The 20586-nt window shown below is 56.2% G+C and carries 22 protein-coding genes; 11 read left to right on the top strand and 11 right to left on the bottom strand.

Going from position 1 to position 20586, the window contains the following annotated elements:
• The first annotated feature begins 189 nt into the window (after nucleotides 1-189).
• From LUN51_RS11760 to LUN51_RS11750, 3 genes are all read left to right on the top strand, one after another.
• On the top strand, nucleotides 190-1023 hold the full coding sequence (locus tag LUN51_RS11760) for an alpha/beta fold hydrolase (protein WP_277811410.1): 834 nt from the start codon (nucleotides 190-192) through the stop codon (nucleotides 1021-1023).
• Between the two features lie 301 nt (nucleotides 1024-1324).
• The gene (locus LUN51_RS11755) at nucleotides 1325-1930 is read left to right on the top strand and encodes a DUF1326 domain-containing protein (protein WP_277811409.1); all 606 of its coding nucleotides are present in this window, start codon (nucleotides 1325-1327) and stop codon (nucleotides 1928-1930) included.
• A gap of 14 nt (nucleotides 1931-1944) precedes the next feature.
• The gene (locus LUN51_RS11750; RefSeq protein ID WP_277811408.1) at nucleotides 1945-2715 is read left to right on the top strand and encodes a DUF2182 domain-containing protein; all 771 of its coding nucleotides are present in this window, start codon (nucleotides 1945-1947) and stop codon (nucleotides 2713-2715) included.
• Between the two features lie 24 nt (nucleotides 2716-2739).
• Here the strand turns inward: LUN51_RS11750 and LUN51_RS11745 are convergent, their stop codons facing one another.
• Nucleotides 2740-3735: an AraC family transcriptional regulator gene (locus LUN51_RS11745; protein WP_277811407.1), complete on the bottom strand. Its 996-nt coding sequence runs from the start codon at nucleotides 3733-3735 to the stop codon at nucleotides 2740-2742.
• Between the two features lie 168 nt (nucleotides 3736-3903).
• Between LUN51_RS11745 and LUN51_RS11740 the strand changes: the two genes are divergently transcribed.
• On the top strand, nucleotides 3904-5241 hold the full coding sequence (locus LUN51_RS11740; protein WP_277811406.1) for a tetratricopeptide repeat protein: 1338 nt from the start codon (nucleotides 3904-3906) through the stop codon (nucleotides 5239-5241).
• A gap of 122 nt (nucleotides 5242-5363) precedes the next feature.
• Here LUN51_RS11740 and rhuM read toward each other — a convergent pair whose 3' ends face one another.
• The 10 genes from rhuM to LUN51_RS11690 form a co-directional block, all read right to left on the bottom strand.
• The gene (rhuM, locus tag LUN51_RS11735; protein ID WP_277811405.1) at nucleotides 5364-6398 is read right to left on the bottom strand and encodes a virulence protein RhuM/Fic/DOC family protein; all 1035 of its coding nucleotides are present in this window, start codon (nucleotides 6396-6398) and stop codon (nucleotides 5364-5366) included.
• A gap of 82 nt (nucleotides 6399-6480) precedes the next feature.
• Nucleotides 6481-6957, bottom strand: coding sequence for an NYN domain-containing protein (locus LUN51_RS11730; RefSeq protein ID WP_035414661.1), 477 nt, complete (start codon nucleotides 6955-6957; stop codon nucleotides 6481-6483).
• Between the two features lie 182 nt (nucleotides 6958-7139).
• On the bottom strand, nucleotides 7140-7586 hold the full coding sequence (rpiB, locus tag LUN51_RS11725) for a ribose 5-phosphate isomerase B (protein WP_261505961.1): 447 nt from the start codon (nucleotides 7584-7586) through the stop codon (nucleotides 7140-7142).
• 21 nt (nucleotides 7587-7607) lie between these two features.
• Nucleotides 7608-8882: a TRAP transporter large permease gene (locus LUN51_RS11720; RefSeq protein WP_277811404.1), complete on the bottom strand. Its 1275-nt coding sequence runs from the start codon at nucleotides 8880-8882 to the stop codon at nucleotides 7608-7610.
• Nucleotides 8883-8891: 9 nt separating this feature from the next.
• On the bottom strand, nucleotides 8892-9359 hold the full coding sequence (locus LUN51_RS11715) for a TRAP transporter small permease (RefSeq protein WP_261505959.1): 468 nt from the start codon (nucleotides 9357-9359) through the stop codon (nucleotides 8892-8894).
• A gap of 65 nt (nucleotides 9360-9424) precedes the next feature.
• Entirely contained in the window at nucleotides 9425-10411 is a 987-nt protein-coding gene (locus tag LUN51_RS11710) for a TRAP transporter substrate-binding protein (protein ID WP_277811403.1), read from the bottom strand.
• Nucleotides 10412-10418: 7 nt separating this feature from the next.
• Nucleotides 10419-11189 carry a FadR/GntR family transcriptional regulator gene (locus LUN51_RS11705; RefSeq protein ID WP_277811402.1) on the bottom strand — a complete coding sequence of 257 codons (771 nt, stop codon included), beginning with the start codon at nucleotides 11187-11189 and terminating at the stop codon, nucleotides 10419-10421.
• A 488-nt stretch (nucleotides 11190-11677) separates the two neighbouring features.
• The gene (locus tag LUN51_RS11700) at nucleotides 11678-11827 is read right to left on the bottom strand and encodes a hypothetical protein (RefSeq protein ID WP_277811401.1); all 150 of its coding nucleotides are present in this window, start codon (nucleotides 11825-11827) and stop codon (nucleotides 11678-11680) included.
• A gap of 65 nt (nucleotides 11828-11892) precedes the next feature.
• The gene (locus LUN51_RS11695) at nucleotides 11893-12369 is read right to left on the bottom strand and encodes an NYN domain-containing protein (RefSeq protein WP_035414661.1); all 477 of its coding nucleotides are present in this window, start codon (nucleotides 12367-12369) and stop codon (nucleotides 11893-11895) included.
• 208 nt (nucleotides 12370-12577) lie between these two features.
• A complete protein-coding gene (locus LUN51_RS11690) occupies nucleotides 12578-13987 on the bottom strand; it encodes a PLP-dependent aminotransferase family protein (RefSeq protein ID WP_277811400.1) in 1410 nt (469 codons plus the stop codon).
• A 184-nt stretch (nucleotides 13988-14171) separates the two neighbouring features.
• Here LUN51_RS11690 and LUN51_RS17420 point away from each other — a divergent pair, with 184 nt between their 5' ends.
• The 7 genes from LUN51_RS17420 to LUN51_RS11660 are packed head-to-tail and all read left to right on the top strand — an operon-like array spanning nucleotide 14172 to nucleotide 20527.
• Nucleotides 14172-14531, top strand: coding sequence for a hypothetical protein (locus tag LUN51_RS17420; RefSeq protein WP_347276515.1), 360 nt, complete (start codon nucleotides 14172-14174; stop codon nucleotides 14529-14531).
• Between the two features lie 5 nt (nucleotides 14532-14536).
• Nucleotides 14537-15406 (top strand): 5-aminolevulinate synthase, encoded by an 870-nt coding sequence (gene hemA, locus LUN51_RS11685; RefSeq protein ID WP_347276514.1) that lies wholly within the window; start codon nucleotides 14537-14539, stop codon nucleotides 15404-15406.
• Nucleotides 15407-15423: 17 nt separating this feature from the next.
• A complete protein-coding gene (locus LUN51_RS11680; protein WP_277811399.1) occupies nucleotides 15424-15930 on the top strand; it encodes a GNAT family N-acetyltransferase in 507 nt (168 codons plus the stop codon).
• On the top strand, nucleotides 15927-17009 hold the full coding sequence (locus LUN51_RS11675) for a Gfo/Idh/MocA family oxidoreductase (RefSeq protein WP_277811398.1): 1083 nt from the start codon (nucleotides 15927-15929) through the stop codon (nucleotides 17007-17009). The genes LUN51_RS11680 and LUN51_RS11675 overlap by 4 nt, the downstream gene beginning before the upstream one ends.
• A gap of 19 nt (nucleotides 17010-17028) precedes the next feature.
• Nucleotides 17029-18183 (top strand): MFS transporter, encoded by a 1155-nt coding sequence (locus LUN51_RS11670; protein WP_277811397.1) that lies wholly within the window; start codon nucleotides 17029-17031, stop codon nucleotides 18181-18183.
• Nucleotides 18184-18213: 30 nt separating this feature from the next.
• Complete coding sequence (locus LUN51_RS11665; RefSeq protein WP_277811396.1) at nucleotides 18214-19656, top strand: FAD/NAD(P)-binding protein; 1443 nt, start codon at nucleotides 18214-18216, stop codon at nucleotides 19654-19656.
• A 7-nt stretch (nucleotides 19657-19663) separates the two neighbouring features.
• Nucleotides 19664-20527 (top strand): ATP-grasp domain-containing protein, encoded by an 864-nt coding sequence (locus LUN51_RS11660; protein ID WP_277811395.1) that lies wholly within the window; start codon nucleotides 19664-19666, stop codon nucleotides 20525-20527.
• The last annotated feature ends 59 nt before the right edge of the window (nucleotides 20528-20586 follow it).

Here is a 20586-nt window from a genome sequence, read left to right as displayed (position 1 = left end):
GTCGACGAAAACATTGCGTTTCAGCAGGAACAGCGCTTCCTGAACACACCGCTTCACGTCGTTGGAGACTAATCTACAAGAGCTGTTCAAGCGGGGATGGTGAAACCACTGCGAGAATCGAGCATCGCCTGTCGAGTCGCCAGCCCCTGGAAAATCGGTATCCGGCTTCTACCAACAGAAGGTAAAGAGATGGCAACCATTACGACTCGAGACGGTGCGAACGTTTTCTACAAGGACTGGGGAGCCAAAGACGCCCAGCCCATTGTCTTTCACCACGGCTGGCCGCTTTCGGCGGACGACTGGGATAGTCAGATGCTGTTCTTTCTATCGCAGGGCTACCGTGTCATCGCCTTCGACCGCCGAGGGCACAGGCGCTCGGACCAGACCGATACGAGCAACGACATGGACACCTACGCGTCCGACACGACGGAACTGGTGAACACACTCGATTTGAAAGACGCCGTTCATATCGGCCATTCCACCGGAGGCGGCGTCGTCGCGCGCTACGTCGCCCGGGCAGAATCAGGCCGCGTCGCCAAGGCCGTCTTGATGGGCGCGGTGACCCCGCTCATGCTACAGACATCCGCCAATCCGGAAGGCACGCCCAAGGAGGTGTTCGACGGCTTTCGCAGCACCCTGGCAGCCAATCGCGCACAGTTCTTCAAGGACATCCCCGCCGGCCCGTTCTACGGGTTCAATCGCGACGGTGCCGAGGTCAGCCAAGGCCTGATCGACAACTGGTGGCGACAGGGCATGGAAGGCGGCGCCAAGGCCCAGTACGACTCCATCGAAGCATTTTCGGAGACCGACTTCACCGACGACCTCCAGGCGATCACGATTCCCGTGCTGGTGATGCACGGAGAGGACGACCAGATCGTTCCGATCGCGGCCTCGGCCCACAAGGCGGTCAAGCTCCTGCCTAACGGCACGCTGAAGACATATCCCGACCTGTCGCATGGCATGTTCGCGACGCACCCCGAACGGATCAACGCTGACCTGCTCGAATTCATACAGGCGCGCTGATACGTAGCTCTCGCGGGCTCGATGGGGACATCGAGCCCGCTCTCCTCAAAACCAGCGGCGTAGCGGCGCTTCAATCCAAGAGCAGCTCGCCCTCGATGGGTATGAACTGGCTCGCGGCATTGAGAAGAAAATGGCGGCGCGGGTTCATGAACCATGCCGTCAAGATCACTATGGGGCACTTTCATGCCCGGCCGGTTGCGCAAGCTTTCCGGTGTCACCGTCACTTCTACACGCTTTTCGGCCCAGCAAGCGCTATACATAAAGAGACGCAAGTCCAGCCGGATTGAAGAGGAGCGTGGCCATGAACACGCAATGGAAGATAGAGGGGGACTATCTAGAGAGTTGCACTTGCAAGGGGGCCTGCCCCTGCCTCTATCTGGGAGCCCCTACCGAGGGTGACTGCACGGCACTGGTGGGCTGGCACATCTCCACGGGGCAATATGGTGATGTGGCGCTCAAAGACCTCAACGTGGCGGTCGCGCTGTACGCCCCAGGGCCAATGGCGGAGGGCGATTGGAAGGCGGTGCTCTACCTGGACCAACGCGGGGACGAGCACCAGCAAGAGGCAATGGAGACGATATTCGGCGGCCAGGCCGGGGGGCACCCGGCATTACTCGCCTCGTTGATCAGCGAGGTGCGCGCTGTCGAGCGGGTCCCCATTCGCTACGAGGCCGAAAAAGGCCAGCGGCACCTGACGCTCGGCGAATCGGCGGGCGCGCACATCAAAGCGCTCGCAGGTCAGGACGGCGACGATATCCACATTCGCAACCATCCCCTGGCGGTCGCACCGGGTGAATCCTTGGTGGTGGCTACCTCCCAGTCACTGTTCCACCAGGCTCATGGCATCGATGTCGACCTCAGCGAGCGTACGGCCTTCTATTCGCCGTTCGCCTACGCCGGGCCTTGAACGGGCGTCCTACCATGCACCTGACAATGGCCAGGCTCCACTCGCGGGAGCGGCTGGTGGTCGCTATCGCCCTGGGGGTGCTGACACTGCTTGCCTGGAGCTATCTCGTCATCACAGCCACATCCCGCCATGTCGACATGCCCATGAGCCTGCCTGTCTCGGGCGAATGGGGACTGGATATGGCGGCGATCAGCGCGCTGATGTGGTGCGTAATGATGGTCGCGATGATGCTGCCGAGCGCCAGCCCGATGATTCTTACTTACACCCGAGTGCACCAGCAACGCATGGTCCATGGCAGAGCCATCGCCCCCACCTGGTGTTTCATAGCGGGTTATTTGGCCACCTGGATGGGATTCGGTCTCCTGGCCGCCGCGACCCAGTGGGGGCTGCAACAGAGTACGCTGATAAGTTCAACCATGGGCAAGGTGGGCCCATCACTCGGGGGCGGCTTGCTCATCCTGGCGGGGAGTTTCCAGTTCAGCCAACTCAAGCGCGCTTGTCTGAGCAAGTGTCGCTCGCCGCTTAGCTTTCTGATGACGGAATGGCGCGAGGGCACCGCCGGGGCGCTTACCATGGGGATCCGCCACGGCGCCTACTGTATTGGCTGTTGCTGGGCACTGATGCTGCTGATGTTCGTCGGGGGCGTCATGAGTCTCGCCTGGATGGCCGCCCTGGCCCTGCTGTTCCTGATGGAGAAGCTCGTGCCCCACGCCCACCACGTGGGCCGGTTCATCGGGGGCCTGCTCATTGCGGTGGGCCTGGGCATTCTGATCCTGAGCCCGTAGAGCACCGTCGCACCGGCCACATGCCTACGGATCACATTCGTCAGTTGCCCCTCGATATTCCTCCAAAGATTGCTGCGCACGTCGCCATGCTGCCGGTGGCATGCCGAACGTCCGCTTGAACGCCTTGCTGAAGGCGGCTTCCGAGTCGTATCCCGCTTCCAGGGCGATGCGCGAGAGGGGCGTCAGCGTTTCACGCAGCCGGCAGGCGGCGCTTTGCATACGTAGCTGGGCCAGGTAGCGCATCGGCGGCACGCCCACCAGCTCCGTGAAACGCTCGGCAAAGGCGGATCGGGACAGCCCGACATGGCGCGCCAGGGCTTGCGTCGTCCAATGCCGCTCGGGGGTGTCATGCAGTTGGGTCAGCGCCCGGCTGACGTAGGGGTCGCGCAACCCGCCGATCCAGGCACGTTGCTCGGGCGGCAAGCAGGCGAGATAACGTTGCGCGGCCTCGATGAAGAGCATTTCGGCGAGTCTGGCGAGCAGCGCTGGCGAGCATACCGTCCCCGCCGTCAGCTCACTGGCGGCAAAGCGGAAGGAACTCTCGATCCACGCCCCGGCCGCACCCTCCGCCACGTCCAGCGTCATCACCCTGGGCAGCATACCGACCAAGGCATGGCAGGGCATCTCGCTATACAGAAAACCGCACAACAGGCGGGTGGTGTCGCCACCGCCCCCATAAACGATATGCGCCGGTCCGCCCGCGATCACGGGCTGCAACAGGTGATCGACACTGACCGGCCTGCCACCCAGCTCACTGCCGAGCAGGTGCGGATCATTGCGCGGCAGCAGCACGATGTGTCCCGCCGGCACCGCCACCGGGCTGCCCGACTCCACCTGCAACAGCAGCCGTCCCGCACTGACGTAGTGATAAGCCAGGATGCCCTGGGGCACCGGGGTCAACGGCCGGCAATCCGCCGGCGTGACCTGAGCCGCCACGCACCAGGGCGCGGAGAACTCCGCATCGAGGAAAATGCCGCCGGTAAAGCGAATCATGCGCAGCACATCAAGCGCCGCATCCATGGGCCGGAACCTCTATCGCGGCGGATCGGACAACAATACCGGCGCCTTGGCCATTATGGTGTTTTGCACCTTATTTTAGTCTAGCAGCATGGCATGCCGCCACGCCGTCCCAGGTGGATATCGTGCCCTTCCCGCTTACCCTCAAACAGTGATACCTGGAACCCTGCCATGTTAACCGACCGCCAAGGCAACGCCCTGCCCGGCGCCACCGCCGAGACTCTAGCCCTATACAACAGCGCCATCGACGCCTTCAACATCTACCGTGGCGATCCTATCGCCCCGCTGGACCAAGCCATCGAAGTCGCCCCCGACTTCACCATGGCGCGCATCGCCAGGACCTACTTGTTTGCCCTGGCCACCGAGCCCGCCGCCGCCATCGCCGCCAAGGCTGACCTGGCAACCGCCAAGGAGTCGCGTCTGGATGACCGTGAGGCTTCCCACGTCGCCGCCCTCGCGCTACTGCTGGCCGGCGAGTGGAGTGCCGCGGGACTCGCGCTAGATCGTCACAACCTGCGCTACCCGAACGACCTGCTGGCCCTGCAAGCTGGCCACCTGATCGACTTCTACCGTGCCAACGCCCGCAACCTGCGCGACCGCCTCGCCCGCGTGCTGCCCCGCTGGTCGCCCGACATGCCGGGTCGTTCCATCGCCCAGGGGATGTATGCCTTCGGGCTGGAAGAAACCGGCGACTACGTCCGCGCCGAAGAAACCGGCCGCCAAGCGCTGGACCAGCAACCGCTCGACTGCTGGGCGCATCACGCCGTGGCCCACGTCATGGAGATGCAGGGCCGTGCCCAGGACGGCATCGGCTGGATGACAGCGCGCGAGCCCTACTGGTCCGGCGACGACAACCTGTTCAAGGTGCATAACTGGTGGCACCTCACTCTCTGCCATCTCGACCTCGGCCAGACTCAGGAGGTATTGGCCCTCTATGACGGCCCGATACGCAAGGAGCGCAGCGCCGTGGCGCTGGACATGATCGACGCCTCGGCACTGCTGTGGCGCTTGACCCTCACCGGCCAGGACGTCGGCGAGCGCTGGCAGGAACTTGCAACTGCCTGGGACCAACACGCCGACGGCACACTCTATCCCTTCAATGACTGGCACGCGGTCATGGCCTACCTGGGCGCCGGGCGTGATGACCGCGTGGAAGAACTGCTGACCACGCTGCGCGCCACTCGCGATCAATCGGAGACGGCAACCTGGGCCCGGCGCACCGGCCTGCCGCTGGTGGAAGGCTTCGTTGCCTTCTGGCGCGGCGACTACACCACCGCCACCGAGCGCCTGCACCCGGTACGCTTCATCGCCAACACCTTCGGCGGCAGCCACGCCCAACGCGATATCATCGACTGGACACTGACCGAAGCCGCCCTACGCGGCGGGCATCGCGATCTAGCCGAAGGCCTGGCTCATGAACGCCTGGCACTCAAGCCACACAGCCCCATCAACCGAGACTTCCTGCGGCGAGCCACCGCCCCGGCGAAGGAGGAACTAAAGATTGCCTGAGGTTCGAGAACGGACACTCCCGGCGCCCTATCGGTCGGGAGTGAACTGCGTTTCGCCATCGAAACCACCGTTCGCACTCAACGAAAATGGCTTATTTAGTGAGAATAATGCACGAGCGGCGTTCACGCATTTGAATAACGTTCACCGGTGATTCCAGCAGGCGCCGTGTCACCGGCGAGCATGTTCATGATCAGCCGGATCATCGTCTCCTTGTTGGCGGGATCGGACTCCGCCACCAGCAGCGTCAGCGCGGCCAAACCGACATCGTTGATCACGGGCTCCCCCGTCGATGACAGCAGGCGCTCATTACGGTACAGGAAGTCGACGAACAGAAAGGCCGCACTGCGCTTGTTGCCATCGGCGAACGGGTGATTCTTGATCACGAAATAGAGCAGGTGCGCAGCTTTCGACTCGATACTCGGATAGGCCGGCTCGCCGAAGACGGACTGATCGAGATTGCCCAGCAGTGAGGCCAGCCCATCGCTTCGATCCCGCGCAAACAGGTCGGTGGCCTCTCCCCGTCCTATCAATTCGGCTTTCAACTCGTCCAGCGCGGCTCTCGCGGTCTCCAGCGAAGGCAGCTGACCGCCCGCCTGCACGTCGGGATCGCTTAATAGCCCTTCGTCATAGCGCTGCAGCAGCAGAAACGTCTGCGCATAACGCGCGACGATATCCACCAGCCCACGACTGCCCGGCATATCCAGCGCCGGGCTGTGCGCCGCCTTGCGCACCAGCGCCATCGCCGCCTCCAACTCCTGGGCATTCGCCTCGAAGCGCTGTTGATGCAACGTCCAGCCCTGGATGAGATGCTCACGAAGGACGCGCGTTGCCCACTGGCGAAAGCGGACCGCCCGCCGGGAGTTGACGCGGTAACCGACGGAGATGATGGCATCGAGGTTGTAATGCAGCCTCGCACGCTTGACCTTTCTGCCCCCTTCAATCTGAACTTGTAAGAATTCCTTACAAGTTCCCTCCTCCACCAACTCTTCCTCAGCGTAGATATTTTTCAAGTGGATCGTGATGTTCTGCGGCTTGACGTCGAACAGCTCGGCCATCTGCCGCTGCGTCAGCCATACGGTCTCGCGTCCTTCGTCCAGACGCACGTCGACCGCCTTTGCGGTATCTTCGTAGATCAGGATCTGTAGTTGTTCGCTCATGTCGGTCTTGTTCGAGTGAGTTCAAGATTAACCGACCATAGCACGCTCTCTCCGACGAATCCGGCAACTCAGCATCAGCGCCTCACCCCAGCAGCAGCTCGCCCTCGATGGGGATGAACTGGCTCGCGGCGTTGATAAGGGAATTGGCGGTGAGCTTGGGCACGCCGTAGACCTCGACGCGCTTGCCATGCACCTCGCGGATCTTCTCCGCCAGCAGGTCGAAGTCGCCATCCCCGGAGACCAGCACCACCACATCCGCCTGTGCCGCGTACTCGATGGCATCCAGCGTGATGCCCACGTCCCAATCGCCCTTGGCGGAACCATCCGCGCGCTGGATGAACGGCTTGAGCCTGACCTCGAAGCCGATCGAGCGGAGAATATTCTGGAACTCGCGTTGCTTCGCGTCGCCCTTGTCGGTGGCATAACAGCGCGCGGCCAGTACCTCCCGGTTCGCCGTGACCCTCGCCCAGAACCGGCGGTAATCGAAGTGTTTGCCGTAGGCTTCGCGCACGGTGTAGTAGACGTTCTGGGTATCCACGAAGATGGCGACGCGTGTCATGGCAAGGAGATCCCCGGCAGGCAGTGAGGCGCCAGCCCCGGAAGGCAAGCGTTGGCTTGACTGCATGATACGTGATAACCGACGCGTTCGGCTTCAGGGCAGGGGCTGGATGGTTGGTTGGATTTCATGGCCGCCAGCGCTGACCGGCGCTCAGCGGCCTGGGTAACTTCTCGATTGCGGTTCTAGCCTTCGTTTTCCATGGCATTCAGCTTTTCCACGCGCCGGCGGAACTCTTCGCTGGTGGAAAACTCGGCTTCGAGATAGGCCTTGATCAGGTCGTTGGCCAGCCAGGGGCCGACGATCTGCGCGCCGATACACATCACGTTGACGTCATCGTGCTCGACGCACTGGTGCGCCGAATGGATGTCATGGCACACCGCGGCGCGAATGCCGCGAATCTTGTTGGCAGCAATGGAGGCGCCCACGCCGGTACCGCAGACCATCAATCCCCGGGCCGCCTCGCCACTCGTCACCTTGCCGGCCATCTGCTTCGCAATATCGGGAAAATCCACCGGGGTGTCATCGTGTGACCCGACGTCGATCACCTCATATCCGAGCGATTCCACGTATTCCACCACCGAGGCCTTGAGCCTGTAGCCCGCATGATCCGAGCCTATGACGATCTTCATATATCTACTCCAGGTTTTTGTTTAGCGAAGCATGCCGGGCAACCAGAGCACCAGGTCCGAGGCAAACGTGATAATAGCCAGCGTCGTCAGCAGCGGCACATAAAAGGGAATCAGCGCCCACAGCAATTGGCGCAGCGATATTCTGGCAATGGACGAAATCAGGTACAACGACAGTCCCATGGGCGGCGTCAGCAGGCCGATCATCAGGTTGAAGATCGCCACGATGCCCAGGTGCACTGGGTCGACGCCGGCCAGCACCATGGGCGGTGCAATCACCGGCACCACCAGCAGCGTGGCAGTGGTGGAATCAAGGAACATGCCAACCGAAAAGAAGATCAGGTTGGCGATCAGCAGCAGTACCAGCGGATCCTTCGAGACCTGCAGGATCCAGCCGGCGAATTCCTGAGGAATCTGCTCGACGGCCAGAATCCACCCAAACAACGAGGCGGCGGCGACGATGATCAAGATGGCACTGGTACTGCGAAGCGTGACCATCATGGCGTTCCACAAGTGCCCCCAGGTCAGCTCCCGGTATACCACCCCGCTGACCAGCAGCACATAACCGGCCGTGACCGCCGCCGCTTCGGTCGGGGTGAACAGGCCGCTCATCATCCCTGCGATCATCAGGACCGGCGCCAGCAACGCCGGTAGCGCCGGCAGCAGTGCCGACAAGATTTCCCCCAGGGTGGGCCGGCGTGCCGCACGGGGCATGTTGCCACGTAGCGCCAGGACGGCTGCTGTCGTCATCAGCAAGGCGATGCAGATCAGTGCCGGAACGATGCCTGCAACCAACAGTTGCACGATGGAGACACTGGTCACCGAGCCATAGACGATCAAGGGAATGCTCGGCGGAAAGATCGGCCCCACGACCGCCGAAGAGGCCGTGACGGCAGCGGAAAAAGGCGCTGCAAAGCCACGTTTGCGCATGGCCTCGATTTCGATCTTGCCTAGCCCGCCGACATCGGCCAACGCCGCGCCGGACATCCCCGAAAAGATCAGGCTGGAGAAGATATTGACCTGTGCCAGACCGCCCGGCACTCGGCCCACCAGCGTATCGGCGAACCGAAAGATGCGCTCGGTCACGCCCGCCAGATTCATGATGTTGCCCACGAATATGAAGATCGGCACGGCCACCAGGGGGAAGCTGTCGAGTGCATAGGTGATGCGCTGGGCCAGCAAACCACTGGGAAAGCCCTCGATCAGGACATAGCCAATGGAGGGAATCAGAATGGAATAAACGACCGGGAACCCCAGAATGAACAGGGCCAGGAAGCCGATGATCAAGGCAATGCCCATGATTACCCCTTATTGGTTGGGTCCGACGTCAGCGGCGGGTGGCTTGGTGCCATGGACGATATGCAACAGGCATGCGGCACTGAACCCGAGCAATGTCGATCCCAAAAACAGCCAGAACGGAATCTTGAGGGTCGGCGTGGTATTGCCGAGGTTCGCTTGCATGGTGATGACCGTGGCATAGGCGATAAAGACGCTGGCCGCGATCGTGCACAATAGAATCACCACCTTCACGGGCCCGCGCAGCCATGCCGGCAACGACTCGCGAAGCTCGGCCATGACGATGTTCTCGCCGTTGTCGACCACCAACGGGTAAGCCATGAAGACCAGACAGACCAGCAAGAATCGGGTGAACTCCTCCGCCCCGACCATCGGGCTGGTGAAGACTTGCCGCAGGATGACTTGCGCCAGCGGGACTAGCACGATCCCCGCCAGCAGCAAGGCGCACAACCCTTCAAGCAGCCGCCTGACTAGATGCATGCCGACACTCCTTTACTGACGAACCATTCGCCAAGGAGCCCCATTCCGGGGCTCCTGGCGCTAGCTCACTCGACCTTCGAAATCATGTCGATGTAGGGTTTGAAGTTCGGAAAGTCCTGGTCGACCTGGGCCCGCACCTGATCGCGGAAGGCTTCCACGTCCAGCCCGTCGTCCTCGTCCAGCACCGTCATGCCCTTGTCCGTCAATGTCTGCACCAGCTCGTCTTCCGAGTTTTGCGCCCACTGAAGCGACTGCGCTGCCTTCTCGTCGAGCACCTTCTTGATATCGCTGCGATCAGACTCATCCAGCGACTGCCACGCCTGCTCGTTCACGAATACCGCCAGCACGGAATCCATGTGGCCGGTGAGCGAGACATGCGACTGGACTTCGTACAGCTGGTTGGCGTTGATCATGGTCAGAGGATTTTCCTGGCCGACCACCAGCCCGGTCATCAGTGCCGTGGGCAGCTCTGAGACCGCGACGGGCGTCGGCGTGGCGCCAAAGCCCTTGACCATGGAGACCCAGAGATCCAGCGGCACGGCCCGGAAGGGCTTGTTGTCGAGATCTTCCGGCGACTTGACCGCGAAGTTGGAAGAGATATGGCGCTTGCCCCGGTAGATCCTGCCGATGATGCGAACGCCACCCTCTTCGATCAGCTGCTGATTGATCTTCTGTACTGCCGGCGACTCCGGCGCTGTCGCATTCAGGGCATGTTCGGCATCGCGATAGACGTAGGGGGCATTGAAAACAGCCGCCTCCGGCACGATCCGAGCCAGCGAGGCAAAGTCATGATGGCCCATGCCGATGGACCCCATGCGTACCCCATCCACCATTTCAGCCACACCACCTAACTGGCTGGCGGGAAAGACCTGAACCGAGATGTTGCCGTCGGTCGCCTCGTTGATCTCTTTGGCGGCTTCGGCCGCGTAGCGGGTTTGAAGGTCGCCTTCCGCCCCTACGTGGGCGTAGCGCAGGGTTTCAGCGGATGCCATAGTGGTCAGGCCCAGCGCCAATGCCGCCGTGGCCACTCCCATGCCGATTCTCGTGAACATGCGTGCCTCACTTATATTTGTCGGTTGAGTACGTGCTGGCGCTGCCCTTGGTATGGGCAGCAATGATGCTTCGCCGGCGCAGCTCGTCGCCTATCGCGAAGTGTTCGCGGAGCCTCTGGTGGGCCAGGTCGCCATCGCCCTCGACGATTGCCAAAAACACCTGGCGATGGGAGTCGATATGGCTCTCGATGATCTCGGGTGCGTTCGCCGTTGTTCTTCGCCGCTCGACGTGACTTTTCAGCAGCATGTTGGAGATGGCGTGGTAGAGGGTGATCAGAGTCTGGCTGTGACTCGCCTCCACGATGGCGATGTGGAACTCATAATCCGAGCGACCACCCAGCTCCGGATCGTCCACGGTCTCCGTCAGCTGCGTGAAGCACGTCTCGATGCGGGAGATGTCGGCGTCCGTGGCTCTCTCACAGGCGAGGCGGATGGCCTGACACTCGATGGCGATACGGGCCTGCATGACGTCATCGAGAGCGCTCTGCTCCTGGGCCAGATAAAAGGTGAAGAAATCCGACAGCATCCCGAAGTTGGCGCGGGCGATGAAAGCCCCCTTGCCATGACGGATATCGAGTACGCCCAGCATGTTGAGCGAACGCATGACCTCGCGCAGCAACGGCCGCCCCACTCCCAGGGTCAGTGACAATTCGCGCTCGCTGGGCAGGCGATCCCCGGGATTCAGCGCCCCCGAAAGGACCTGATCGCGGAAATAGCCGAACACCTTCTCGGCTCCGCGCAGTTCCTCACCCTTCCCTCGGGCCGTCTCCTCAGCCATGCATCCTCCTCTGGTCTTACCTCTTGGCACCAATGACACGCCTACGTTGCTCAAACTGAAGCATCAGCGAAGCTTCAAAACTCGATATTGGCAGGGAAGCGCCATCAATCCCTCTTGCAAGAAAGCCTATGGCGGTTCCGCGTGGTCAACAATTAAACTTTCGTACCCAACAACTGGTCTTACCACTTAAAGCACACGCCAGCCTATTCGGCGGCTGGCAAGCAGCCATGACCTATCTCGACCTGAGGGACCGTCGCCCGTACGGCTTTGCCTCGAGCTGTCTTCAGATTCTCCTTCGTGGGAGCCCTGCCGTCGGCTAGCACTTTCCCTTGCTGGCGTGCATGTGACTTTCACCCCAAAGTCATCCCAAGGCACCAAACAGTGCCAGTCGGGCGCTGCGCGCCACGCCTGGCACACCAAAAAAAAGAACCCGCCAGCGGGCGAGTTCCTATGGTATTCATCTAACGGTGAGACTAGCGCCTCGCTCGTCAGTGCTGCTCCTTCGCCTGCTCAAGGACACGCTTCTGGCGAGCAATGGCTTTGTCGATGACCTTACTGCGAATCGCCTGCTTTTGCTCAGCGGTCATATGGCGCGCGCAATACGTAAGCGGGGTCGACTTTGCGATTCGATCTTTCATGTTTCATCCTCGCCTGTCAGCAGGATTACCAATTGCTCACAGATGTGTCACTCAGCATCAGCGCCTCACCCCAGCAGCAGCTCGCCCTCGATGGGGATGAACTGGCTCGCGGCGTTGATAAGGGAATTGGCGGTGAGCTTGGGCACGCCGTAGACCTCGACGCGCTTGCCATGCACTTCGCGGATTTTCTCCGCCAGCAGGTCGAAGTCGCCATCGCCGGAGACCAGCACCACCACATCCGCCTGTGCCGCGTACTCGATGGCATCCAGCGTGATGCCCACGTCCCAATCGCCCTTGGCGGAACCATCCGCGCGCTGGATGAACGGCTTGAGCCTGACCTCGAAGCCGATCGAGCGGAGAATATTCTGGAATTCGCGCTGCTTCGCGTCGCCCTTGTCGGTGGCATAGCAGCGGGCGGCCAGCACCTCCCGGTTCGCCGTGACCCTCGCCCAGAACCGGCGGTAATCGAAGTGTTTGCCGTAGGCTTCACGCACGGTGTAGTAGACGTTCTGGGTATCTACGAAGATGGCGACGCGTGTCATGGCAAGGAGATCCCCGGAAGGCAGTGAAACGCCAGCCCCGGAAGGCAGGCGTTGGCTGGAGTGCATGATACCGTGCACCCGATGCGAGCAGAAAGAAAAGGCCGAGGGTAGATGCTTCAAGCCTGTCCATGCGGGCATCAACGCCGACTAGGCCCCTTCCGTTTGCCGTGCCATCGATGCTCGCATCTGACCAGGCTTAGCTACCAATTCAGTTGATTATTTTAGCTAGACTGATCAGCGCTTTTTCCGAAGTGCGCGTGCCGAATTCACAAGCATTGAGGCGTAAGCAATGCTCGAACTGACGGTCGATCGAGAATAATTTGCCAGGCGCAAACGAAACCCCTTCCTGCAGCGCTTCATCCAGTACAGCAGATGTATCGATAGCATCTGGCAACTCAATCCATAACAGATAGCCACCTCGTGGTCGACTGATACGGGTGCCTGTAGGAAAGCTATCTTCCACTCGGCGTGCCAGGAGAGCCGTTCGCCGGTTGTATGTCACCGAGGCATGGTTGAGGAGGCGGCCAATGCTTGCAGTCTCCAGCAATTTCGCCACGACCAACTGAGCATGCATGTCGACTGTCACAGTGTAGGCGTATTGAATTTCGCGGGCTCTTTGCATCTGGAGTTGAGGTACTGTCAACCAACCGACCCTAAAGCTTGAACCGAAGGTTTTGGTGATAGAGCCACAGTAATACACATGGCCTTCCTCGTCCCAACGTTTGATGGGGCTAGGACGTTGACTATTTTCACGCAGCTCGCCCAACACATCATCCTCAATAACAGCCACGTTATAACGCTTTGCTACATCGACAATGCGTTGCTTGCACGCGTCATACATGCAATAGCCCAACGGATTGCTGAAATTAGGAACCACGATGAAGGCTTTTACTGGCCACTGCTGACAAGCGAGTTCCAAAGCGTTCATCGAAATGCCATAAGCCGGATCAGTGGGTATCGGTAGGGCCTGCAACCCAAGCTGTTCCAGGAGTTCTAAAATACCGTAATGGGTTGGAGCCTCGACGGCGACAACATCGCCCGGCTCGGTCAGTAGACGTAGTGCTAGAGCGATAGCCGCTTGGCAGCCCTGAGTAATGATCAGTTCGTCAGGAGATATTAGGCAACCAGCCTGCGCAAGCTGTTTCGCGACCAATACACGAAGTTCCTCAATCCCCGGCGGAAAAGCTGGCGTCACTGATCGTTGCCGATCCACGCTCCAGACCTGACGACTGGCTCGCTGTAGCTCCCGGCTAGGAACTAGGTCCATGGCCGGACGGGCTATAGCGAAATCCACTACACCCGGATTGTGTGCAGCTTCGAGCAGCTTTAAGACGCCAGAGCCACTGTTAGCAGGCAAGGGCTGATGGCTGGTACAACCCATCGCTGGCAATTCAGCAGCCTCATCGGGCACAACTGCAAAATATCCCGATCGCGGCGCCGCCCTGACCACGCCGCGACGCTCGAGTTCGTGGAAAGTCCGTACGCTCGTAGACACGCTAACACCGCGCTGCTGACTAAAGGCCCGGATCGACGGCATGCGATTCCCCGTCACGTACACGCCACGCCGAATCATTTCCTCGACCGAATCGGCCAAGCCCTGATAAATCGGGGTCTGCATTACACACCTCAATGAAAAGTGGGGCACAGATTCTATAATCTACAACTTGTACCCCATAAATTAAATATTTTTGTATCTGTACCCTCCAGAGAGCACTCAATGATAATGACTTCGTAGCAAGGCAGTGCATCGTCTCAGGCGATGCAGGCCGGTTCTTGTTAAATATGAATCTCCTGGAGCAACCATGCGTTACGACGATCTGTTCGAAGCAAGAGTCAGCGCGCTGAAGGCATCAGGTGAGTACCGAGTATTCCGCCGCATCGACCGTATCTGCGGAGAATACCCCCACTGTCTCATGGACGGTGATCCGCAAAATGGGGGGATAATCTGGTGCAGTAATGACTACCTCAATATGTCCCAGCATCCAGTAGTGCTTGACGCAATGATCCGCGCTACCCGATCTCACGGTGCAGGGGCGGGCGGCTCACGCAACATAGGTGGTTCGCACTCCTTCTTCACGGACCTAGAGCTCTCGCTGGCAAACTGGCACGGCAAGGAGTCCGCACTGGGTTTTCGTCCAACGATGCAACTCTGCAGTGCCTGATTCGCATGCTCGATAATTGCCAGGTTTTCTCTGATGCCAATAACCATGCCTCTATCATCAATGGTATCCGCAGCACTTCAGCCACTCGGCATATCTTTACACATAACGATGTCAGCGACCTGGCCAAAAAGCTTGAAGCTGCTCCGGTAGGTGCCCCGAAAATTATCGTCTTTGAATCCGTCTACTCCATGGATGGCGATATCGCTCCCTTATCCGAAATAGTCGCACTAGCTGAACGCCACAATGCTCTGACTTATCTCGACGAAGTTCACGCTGTAGGCATGTATGGCCCGCGTGGGGCAGGTATTGCTGCTGAGCTCGGTATCGCAAGTCGAATCGATATCATCCAAGGAACCATGGCCAAAGCGGTAGGTGTCATCGGCGGCTACATCACAGGATCAGCCCCACTGATAGATGCAATCAGGTCATTTTGCACGGGCTTCATCTTCACGACCGCGTTGCCGCCTGCTGTTGTAGCGGCTTGCCAAGCCAGCATCGAGCATCTCAAAGTTTCAGATACTGAACGCCATACCCTACTAACCAAGAGCGGCTTACTTCGCCAGAAGTTACAAGAGGCCTGTATTCCGGTCATGAGCTGCTCCGAGACGCACATCCTACCTGTGCCTATTGGGGATGCCGTGAAGTGCACACAGGCTGCTAAGCATTTGGCCGACACCTATGGCATTTACATTCAGCCAATCAACTCCCCTACCGTAGCTCAAGGTACTGAGCGATTCAGACTCAACATAACTCCCTGCCATACCGATATTCACATCCAAGAGCTGGTTGTGGCCTTGCAGAATACTTTCAAGAAACTGGATATTCCTTTTCTCTCATCACGTCGGGGGGAAGAGGCAACTATAACGCTGAAATAATGGCAGGAGTCAACTCAATGTCAGACATCATCATCGATACTGCCCAAACCTGGGATATTCCTCAGCTGATCACGCTGCGCTCCCTTCTTCTATCTGGCGGTGACGCACATTACGCTGCTCAAGACCTAGCCGAGGAGCAATGCTGGCAGAATGCTTATCGCACCTGGTTGGAGAAACAACTAGTCGACGATGAGCCTATCCATATTGCTGTGGCGCGTCAGTCCACCACACAAAAAGCAACCGGCTGTGCCATTGGTCTAGTGAATAAAAGAGTACCGGGGATTCATTGCCCCAATGGTCTAGTTGGCTGGATCCAGACAGTGGTCGTAGATTCCGAGTGGCGTGAGTTAGGCCTTGGGCGGGCGCTGATCCAATCTTTGCTGGAATGGTTCACAGCTCAAGGAGTCAGGGAAGTCACATTGGAAACCACCCCCGGGGCTCTACGCCTATACACCTCTATGGGATTTGAACCATCAGGTGAGGACCTTCTTTATTATCACCCACGCAATAGGAATGCGATATGAGAATATTGATCGTGGGGCTCGGCTATGCCGGAAAGCGTTTCCTGAGCGCTTTCTACGAAATCAACCGTGAACGCGCCCGTAATTCTCAGTCTATGATTAATCTTGCCTATATCAACCGCTCTCCAATAGAGGTGGGCATACCAAGCTATACAGATATTGCGTCAGCATTGAGCCAGTTCATGCCTGACATCGTGGTAGTTGCCGTGACTGATGGCGAACACTTTAACATCCTCCAAAAACTCAATGGCTATCGTGGCTTTATTATTTGTGAAAAGCCTTTGGTGAATCGCTGTGACAACTTGCCTCTTGTCGAGTCTTGTATGCAGAACACAGCAGGCTTCGCAATGGATATGGTAGAGCGCTATTCCGCTGTCACTAGTACTTTAAAAGATTATGTTCGTCAACATGGGCTGATGCTGTCACGGGCTCACTTCATTTGGGGGAAAGACCGCATTAACGACCACCGCCGTACCAGCGGAGCGGTCAGCGAAATTGTCCATCCTCTAGATCTTATCGAACATGTCATAGGGGACACGGCACCGCTCGAATATCATAGTGCGATAGGTACCTATTCCGATTTTTCTGTATCTGGATCATCGATACTGGATAGCTTGTATGTCGGCGCACGGCTCAATAAGGCGATAGTGACTGGATACAGCAGTTTCGTAAATATCGAACGTCAGCGCACAGTCGATTTCATTTTCACCAAACCAGATGGTTTTAGCGTTTATGCCCACGCTGTATATGACACACCCACATGGGATTCAGATCTTTTGACAATTTGGGACCCTGACCGTCCAGATAAAACTCCCTTACGTGAGCTAGTTACCGATAATGGGACGGCTGGAATGGGCGCGTTGACTATTGCCAAGTTGACTCAACTTTCCCGAGCAGCAGTTGACTATACCGAAGGCAGGATACAGCCCGACACACCCTTCTGTGATCTCGATAATTCCTTGCGCCTGCAGAAACTCCTAAACTTGGTGGAGCTAAATGCAAAAGCAGTAGGACCCTATCGTATTCGTGGCAGCCGACGCCCTGCCGACCCAGCCACGCTGACGGATGAGATCCTGGGTTAAACTTAAGCAAGGAGTATATATGTTTAATCTTCTTTTGCTATCTTGTGCCATGTTTGCACTGGGTCTTGATGCATATGTATTAGCAGGTCTCTTGCCAGACATAGCTACTTCTTTCGACATCACCGAAGGCGCAGCTGCTCAAGTGGTTACTGCCTTTACTCTATGTTATGCCGTAGCCGCTCCCGCCCTGGCGACAGCATTAGCCGGCCAGCCGATTCGTCGGATACTAGTATTGGCTATGTCACTGTTCGTGCTAGGCAACTTACTATCAGTGGTTGTTGGTAATTTTACACTCTTGCTCATTTCGCGCTGTATTGCCGGTGCCGGCGCTGGGGTTTTTGCACCTGTCGCCGCTGCCGTAGCCAGCAACCTAGTTACTAAGGAGCGCAAAGGACGTGCGCTCGGCATCATCCTTGGAGGTATGGGCACTGGCACGGTAGTTGGTGTTCCCATCGGAATTCAGATCGCGAACGCCTTCGGCTGGCAGAGCACTCTTTTGCTAGTCGCCCTGATGGGCTCGATAACAGCGATTGGCATACTCGCCAAGCTCCCTACGATCCAAGTGCCCCCGCCACCATCTCTGCGCGCGCGAGTCAATATGCTCATACATCCACGCGTCGCTATCGTTGTCACCGTTACGCTATTCACGGCCATAGCCAGCTTGGGCTTGTATACATACATAGCCCCCCTGCTGAAAGGGCTAGGCCTAGCCTCCGATCCTACAATTTATCTATGGGTCTGGGGAGCTGGTGGTGTAACAGCAGCTTTTTCCGTCGGTCATATTATTGACCGAACCAACCGTCCAGGTTCAGTGCTGTTGATAATTCTAACCATTCTAGCCATAGCCTTATTATGCCTACCGCTAACAGATTCGGGCCCTGCACTTTTGTCGTTCATTCCATTTCTATTGTGGGGCGCAATGGGTTGGTCCTCTCTGGCACCTCAACAACACGTTCTTCTCGACCTTCAACCAGAACATGGCAGCATAGCAGTTGCTCTGAATAGTTCAGCCAACTATTTAGGTAGCGCTATTGGGGCCATGCTAGGTGGAGTATTGCTTGGTAACGACTTGTTAGGTCCGACTACTCTCCCTATAGCTGCTTCAGCGATCATGATTATAGCCATCAGCTTACAACTAATAGTCATAGCAGCCAAAGTTGGCATAAAAGCTTAACTTAAACCTAAGCCAAAAGGTGAAGCTGGAATGGAATTAGGAATCATAGGTGACGGCGCATCTGTAGTTATAGTATTAAACTCAATACTAAAGAATACCACTTGCAGCAACATAAGCAGCATCACTATTTATGCCGCAAGACCTAAAATAGGTCCAGGAAGAGCCTATCAGAATGACATACACAAAGCTTTAATGAATCTACCAAACTCCTCACTGAGTCTTAAAAACCAAGAAAGCGAGTATATAAAGTGGTGCCAACGCCACCCTTTACTTTCAAACACAATCCAAGTAAAAAAACATGAATACTCACCCCGAAAAATATTTGGCCGGTATATTGCCTATACCTTCCTTGAAACCATGTCCGAAATAAAGTCAAAAGGAGTGGAAGTAAAAATATTTAACAAACCCGCCACCTCAATAGATGAATGTAAAGGGAAGTACATCGTAAACAGGCAAGACAGCTCACAAAAAACCGTCAACAAATTAATTTTGGGGTTTGGAACAAGCAAGCCAAAAGACTTTTACAATCTCGCCAATAACCAAGGCTACATAGCTAGCGTCTACCCACTATCCGAAAGCCTATACCGAATACTAGATAAGGATAGGGTAGCTATAATCGGAAGCGGTCTAACCGCGGTGGATATAGCCAAGAGCCTTTTAGAAGGTGGGCATAAAGGACGGATTTTTATGGCCACACGATATGGAAACCTTCCGCGAGTTAGAAATGCGCTCGCAGAATATCACTTGACTCACACAAACATGGAAATACTAACAGGAGAAATAAGTGACAGCATCAACATAGCTCGTCAAGTGTATAAAGAAATCTATAAAATAGCCAAAAAAGAGCATATTGAATTAGAACATTTTAAGCAACACTTTTTATCTAGGCTAACGCCTGAGGAACGACTCTCACACTCTCTGCTATTAGCCAACAGCGGAGAGAACACTCTCGAAACAATATTAAAAATATTACATCCCAACATCGAAAAGATTTGGCAAAAAATGTCTAATAGGCAAGCCGCCCTCTTTCTTGATAAATGGGAAAGAAGATTTCGTTCATTTATGAACCCGATGCCTATCGAGACCGCTAATACATTAAAAAAAGCCATTCAAAAAGGACAGCTAGTAATTTTGAGCGGCACCCAGTCAATCAATAAAAACCGTTATGATGAATTTGATATTCGTCATAACAAAGGCATATCGTTTGCAGATAAAGTATATAACGCAGCTTCCCCAGAATATGAATCATATGGCTTCATACCAAGCAACAAAAAAATCTTGGAGAGATTTTCACCTTGCAAGGGAGAACACTCGATGTACTTCAATAGCCTATCCATAGACCCTTCGACAGGAAGCCTTAAAAGCAATCCAGATATATATTTAATTGGTCAACCCACAGCAAACTTCTATTACCTTACAAATTCACTTGAGGCTCTCAGTCGCCAAGCAAATATAATCTCAAAATCTCTTTAGGAGTATAATGATGCGTATCGTAGTAATAAACCCAAGAAGCAGTGGCCTAGATCTATGCCAAGAGCTAATAGATAATGGCATAGATCTAATAATATCTTATATTGGCAGTGATAAAGCATCATTATTTAAAATTCACACAGAAATATCATCGCGAACAGAAGAAGAGGCATTAGAGAAAATCAAGAAGTATAATCCTTATTGCCTCTTACCTGGTTGCGAAGAGGCTATTGGTGCTACTGATAGAATTAGTCAAGAGCTTGGCCTACCTCATAATGAGCCAAGATTGCAAGAAGCTAGGCAAAACAAAGACCTGATGCTACATGCTCTTAATAAAGCACAAATACCAATCGCCAGAAGTTTTACGGTATCTAGCCTGAATGAACTTAAAAATATCAATATTGATCATGAAATGATCGTAAAACCCGTTAACAGCTCTGCTAGCGAGTCGGTCAACAGGGTTTCAAATTTTGAACAGCTAACCGTTTCTGCTCGTAATATACTGGGTATAAAAAATCGCCTTGGTAGAGTTAATGAGAAATTATTAGTGCAAGATTTCCTAAAGGGGCCAATGTATGTTATCAACACAGTAACTATAAATGGAGTCCACTTATTGACGGATCTCCATTACAAAGATGTAACTTACTGGGGGAATACTCCGATATCAAGCTCAATGTGTCTGTGCCAAGATCTATCAGAAGGACGCTCTTTATTAGTATCCTATATTTTTGATTGTCTGGATGCTTTAGGCATATGTTTTGGTGCCGCCCATAGTGAGGTCATATTAACTGAACAAGGACCAAGGTTAGTAGAAGTGAACTCGAGATTGATGGGGCCTGCGTTACCTGCTCATGTTCTTGGATTCATAGAATAACCGCAGCACTTTGGACCGCCAGGTAGAGGAAGGAGGGCCAGCGCCGGTACCCTCTCGAC

Origin of the sequence: Chromohalobacter canadensis (genome assembly GCF_029544075.1) — a bacterium.
Classification (GTDB): Bacteria; Pseudomonadota; Gammaproteobacteria; order Pseudomonadales; family Halomonadaceae; genus Chromohalobacter; species Chromohalobacter canadensis_A.
This window is presented reverse-complemented; position numbering and strand designations above follow the sequence as displayed.

Coding starts and splice junctions, on each gene's coding strand:
- LUN51_RS17420 (WP_347276515.1), top strand. CDS start 14,172: ATGCGTTACGACGATCTGTTCGAAGCAAGAGTCAGCGCGCTGAAGGCA.
- LUN51_RS11670 (WP_277811397.1), top strand. CDS start 17,029: ATGTTTAATCTTCTTTTGCTATCTTGTGCCATGTTTGCACTGGGTCTT.
- LUN51_RS11715 (WP_261505959.1), bottom strand. CDS start 9,359: ATGCATCTAGTCAGGCGGCTGCTTGAAGGGTTGTGCGCCTTGCTGCTG.
- LUN51_RS11730 (WP_035414661.1), bottom strand. CDS start 6,957: ATGACACGCGTCGCCATCTTCGTGGATACCCAGAACGTCTACTACACC.
- LUN51_RS11660 (WP_277811395.1), top strand. CDS start 19,664: ATGATGCGTATCGTAGTAATAAACCCAAGAAGCAGTGGCCTAGATCTA.
- rpiB (WP_261505961.1), bottom strand. CDS start 7,586: ATGAAGATCGTCATAGGCTCGGATCATGCGGGCTACAGGCTCAAGGCC.
- LUN51_RS11740 (WP_277811406.1), top strand. CDS start 3,904: ATGTTAACCGACCGCCAAGGCAACGCCCTGCCCGGCGCCACCGCCGAG.
- LUN51_RS11710 (WP_277811403.1), bottom strand. CDS start 10,411: ATGTTCACGAGAATCGGCATGGGAGTGGCCACGGCGGCATTGGCGCTG.
- LUN51_RS11690 (WP_277811400.1), bottom strand. CDS start 13,987: ATGCAGACCCCGATTTATCAGGGCTTGGCCGATTCGGTCGAGGAAATG.
- hemA (WP_347276514.1), top strand. CDS start 14,537: ATGCTCGATAATTGCCAGGTTTTCTCTGATGCCAATAACCATGCCTCT.
- LUN51_RS11675 (WP_277811398.1), top strand. CDS start 15,927: ATGAGAATATTGATCGTGGGGCTCGGCTATGCCGGAAAGCGTTTCCTG.
- LUN51_RS11705 (WP_277811402.1), bottom strand. CDS start 11,189: ATGGCTGAGGAGACGGCCCGAGGGAAGGGTGAGGAACTGCGCGGAGCC.
- LUN51_RS11745 (WP_277811407.1), bottom strand. CDS start 3,735: ATGGATGCGGCGCTTGATGTGCTGCGCATGATTCGCTTTACCGGCGGC.
- LUN51_RS11695 (WP_035414661.1), bottom strand. CDS start 12,369: ATGACACGCGTCGCCATCTTCGTAGATACCCAGAACGTCTACTACACC.
- LUN51_RS11755 (WP_277811409.1), top strand. CDS start 1,325: ATGAACACGCAATGGAAGATAGAGGGGGACTATCTAGAGAGTTGCACT.
- LUN51_RS11720 (WP_277811404.1), bottom strand. CDS start 8,882: ATGGGCATTGCCTTGATCATCGGCTTCCTGGCCCTGTTCATTCTGGGG.
- LUN51_RS11680 (WP_277811399.1), top strand. CDS start 15,424: ATGTCAGACATCATCATCGATACTGCCCAAACCTGGGATATTCCTCAG.
- LUN51_RS11760 (WP_277811410.1), top strand. CDS start 190: ATGGCAACCATTACGACTCGAGACGGTGCGAACGTTTTCTACAAGGAC.
- LUN51_RS11665 (WP_277811396.1), top strand. CDS start 18,214: ATGGAATTAGGAATCATAGGTGACGGCGCATCTGTAGTTATAGTATTA.
- LUN51_RS11750 (WP_277811408.1), top strand. CDS start 1,945: ATGCACCTGACAATGGCCAGGCTCCACTCGCGGGAGCGGCTGGTGGTC.
- LUN51_RS11700 (WP_277811401.1), bottom strand. CDS start 11,827: ATGAAAGATCGAATCGCAAAGTCGACCCCGCTTACGTATTGCGCGCGC.
- rhuM (WP_277811405.1), bottom strand. CDS start 6,398: ATGAGCGAACAACTACAGATCCTGATCTACGAAGATACCGCAAAGGCG.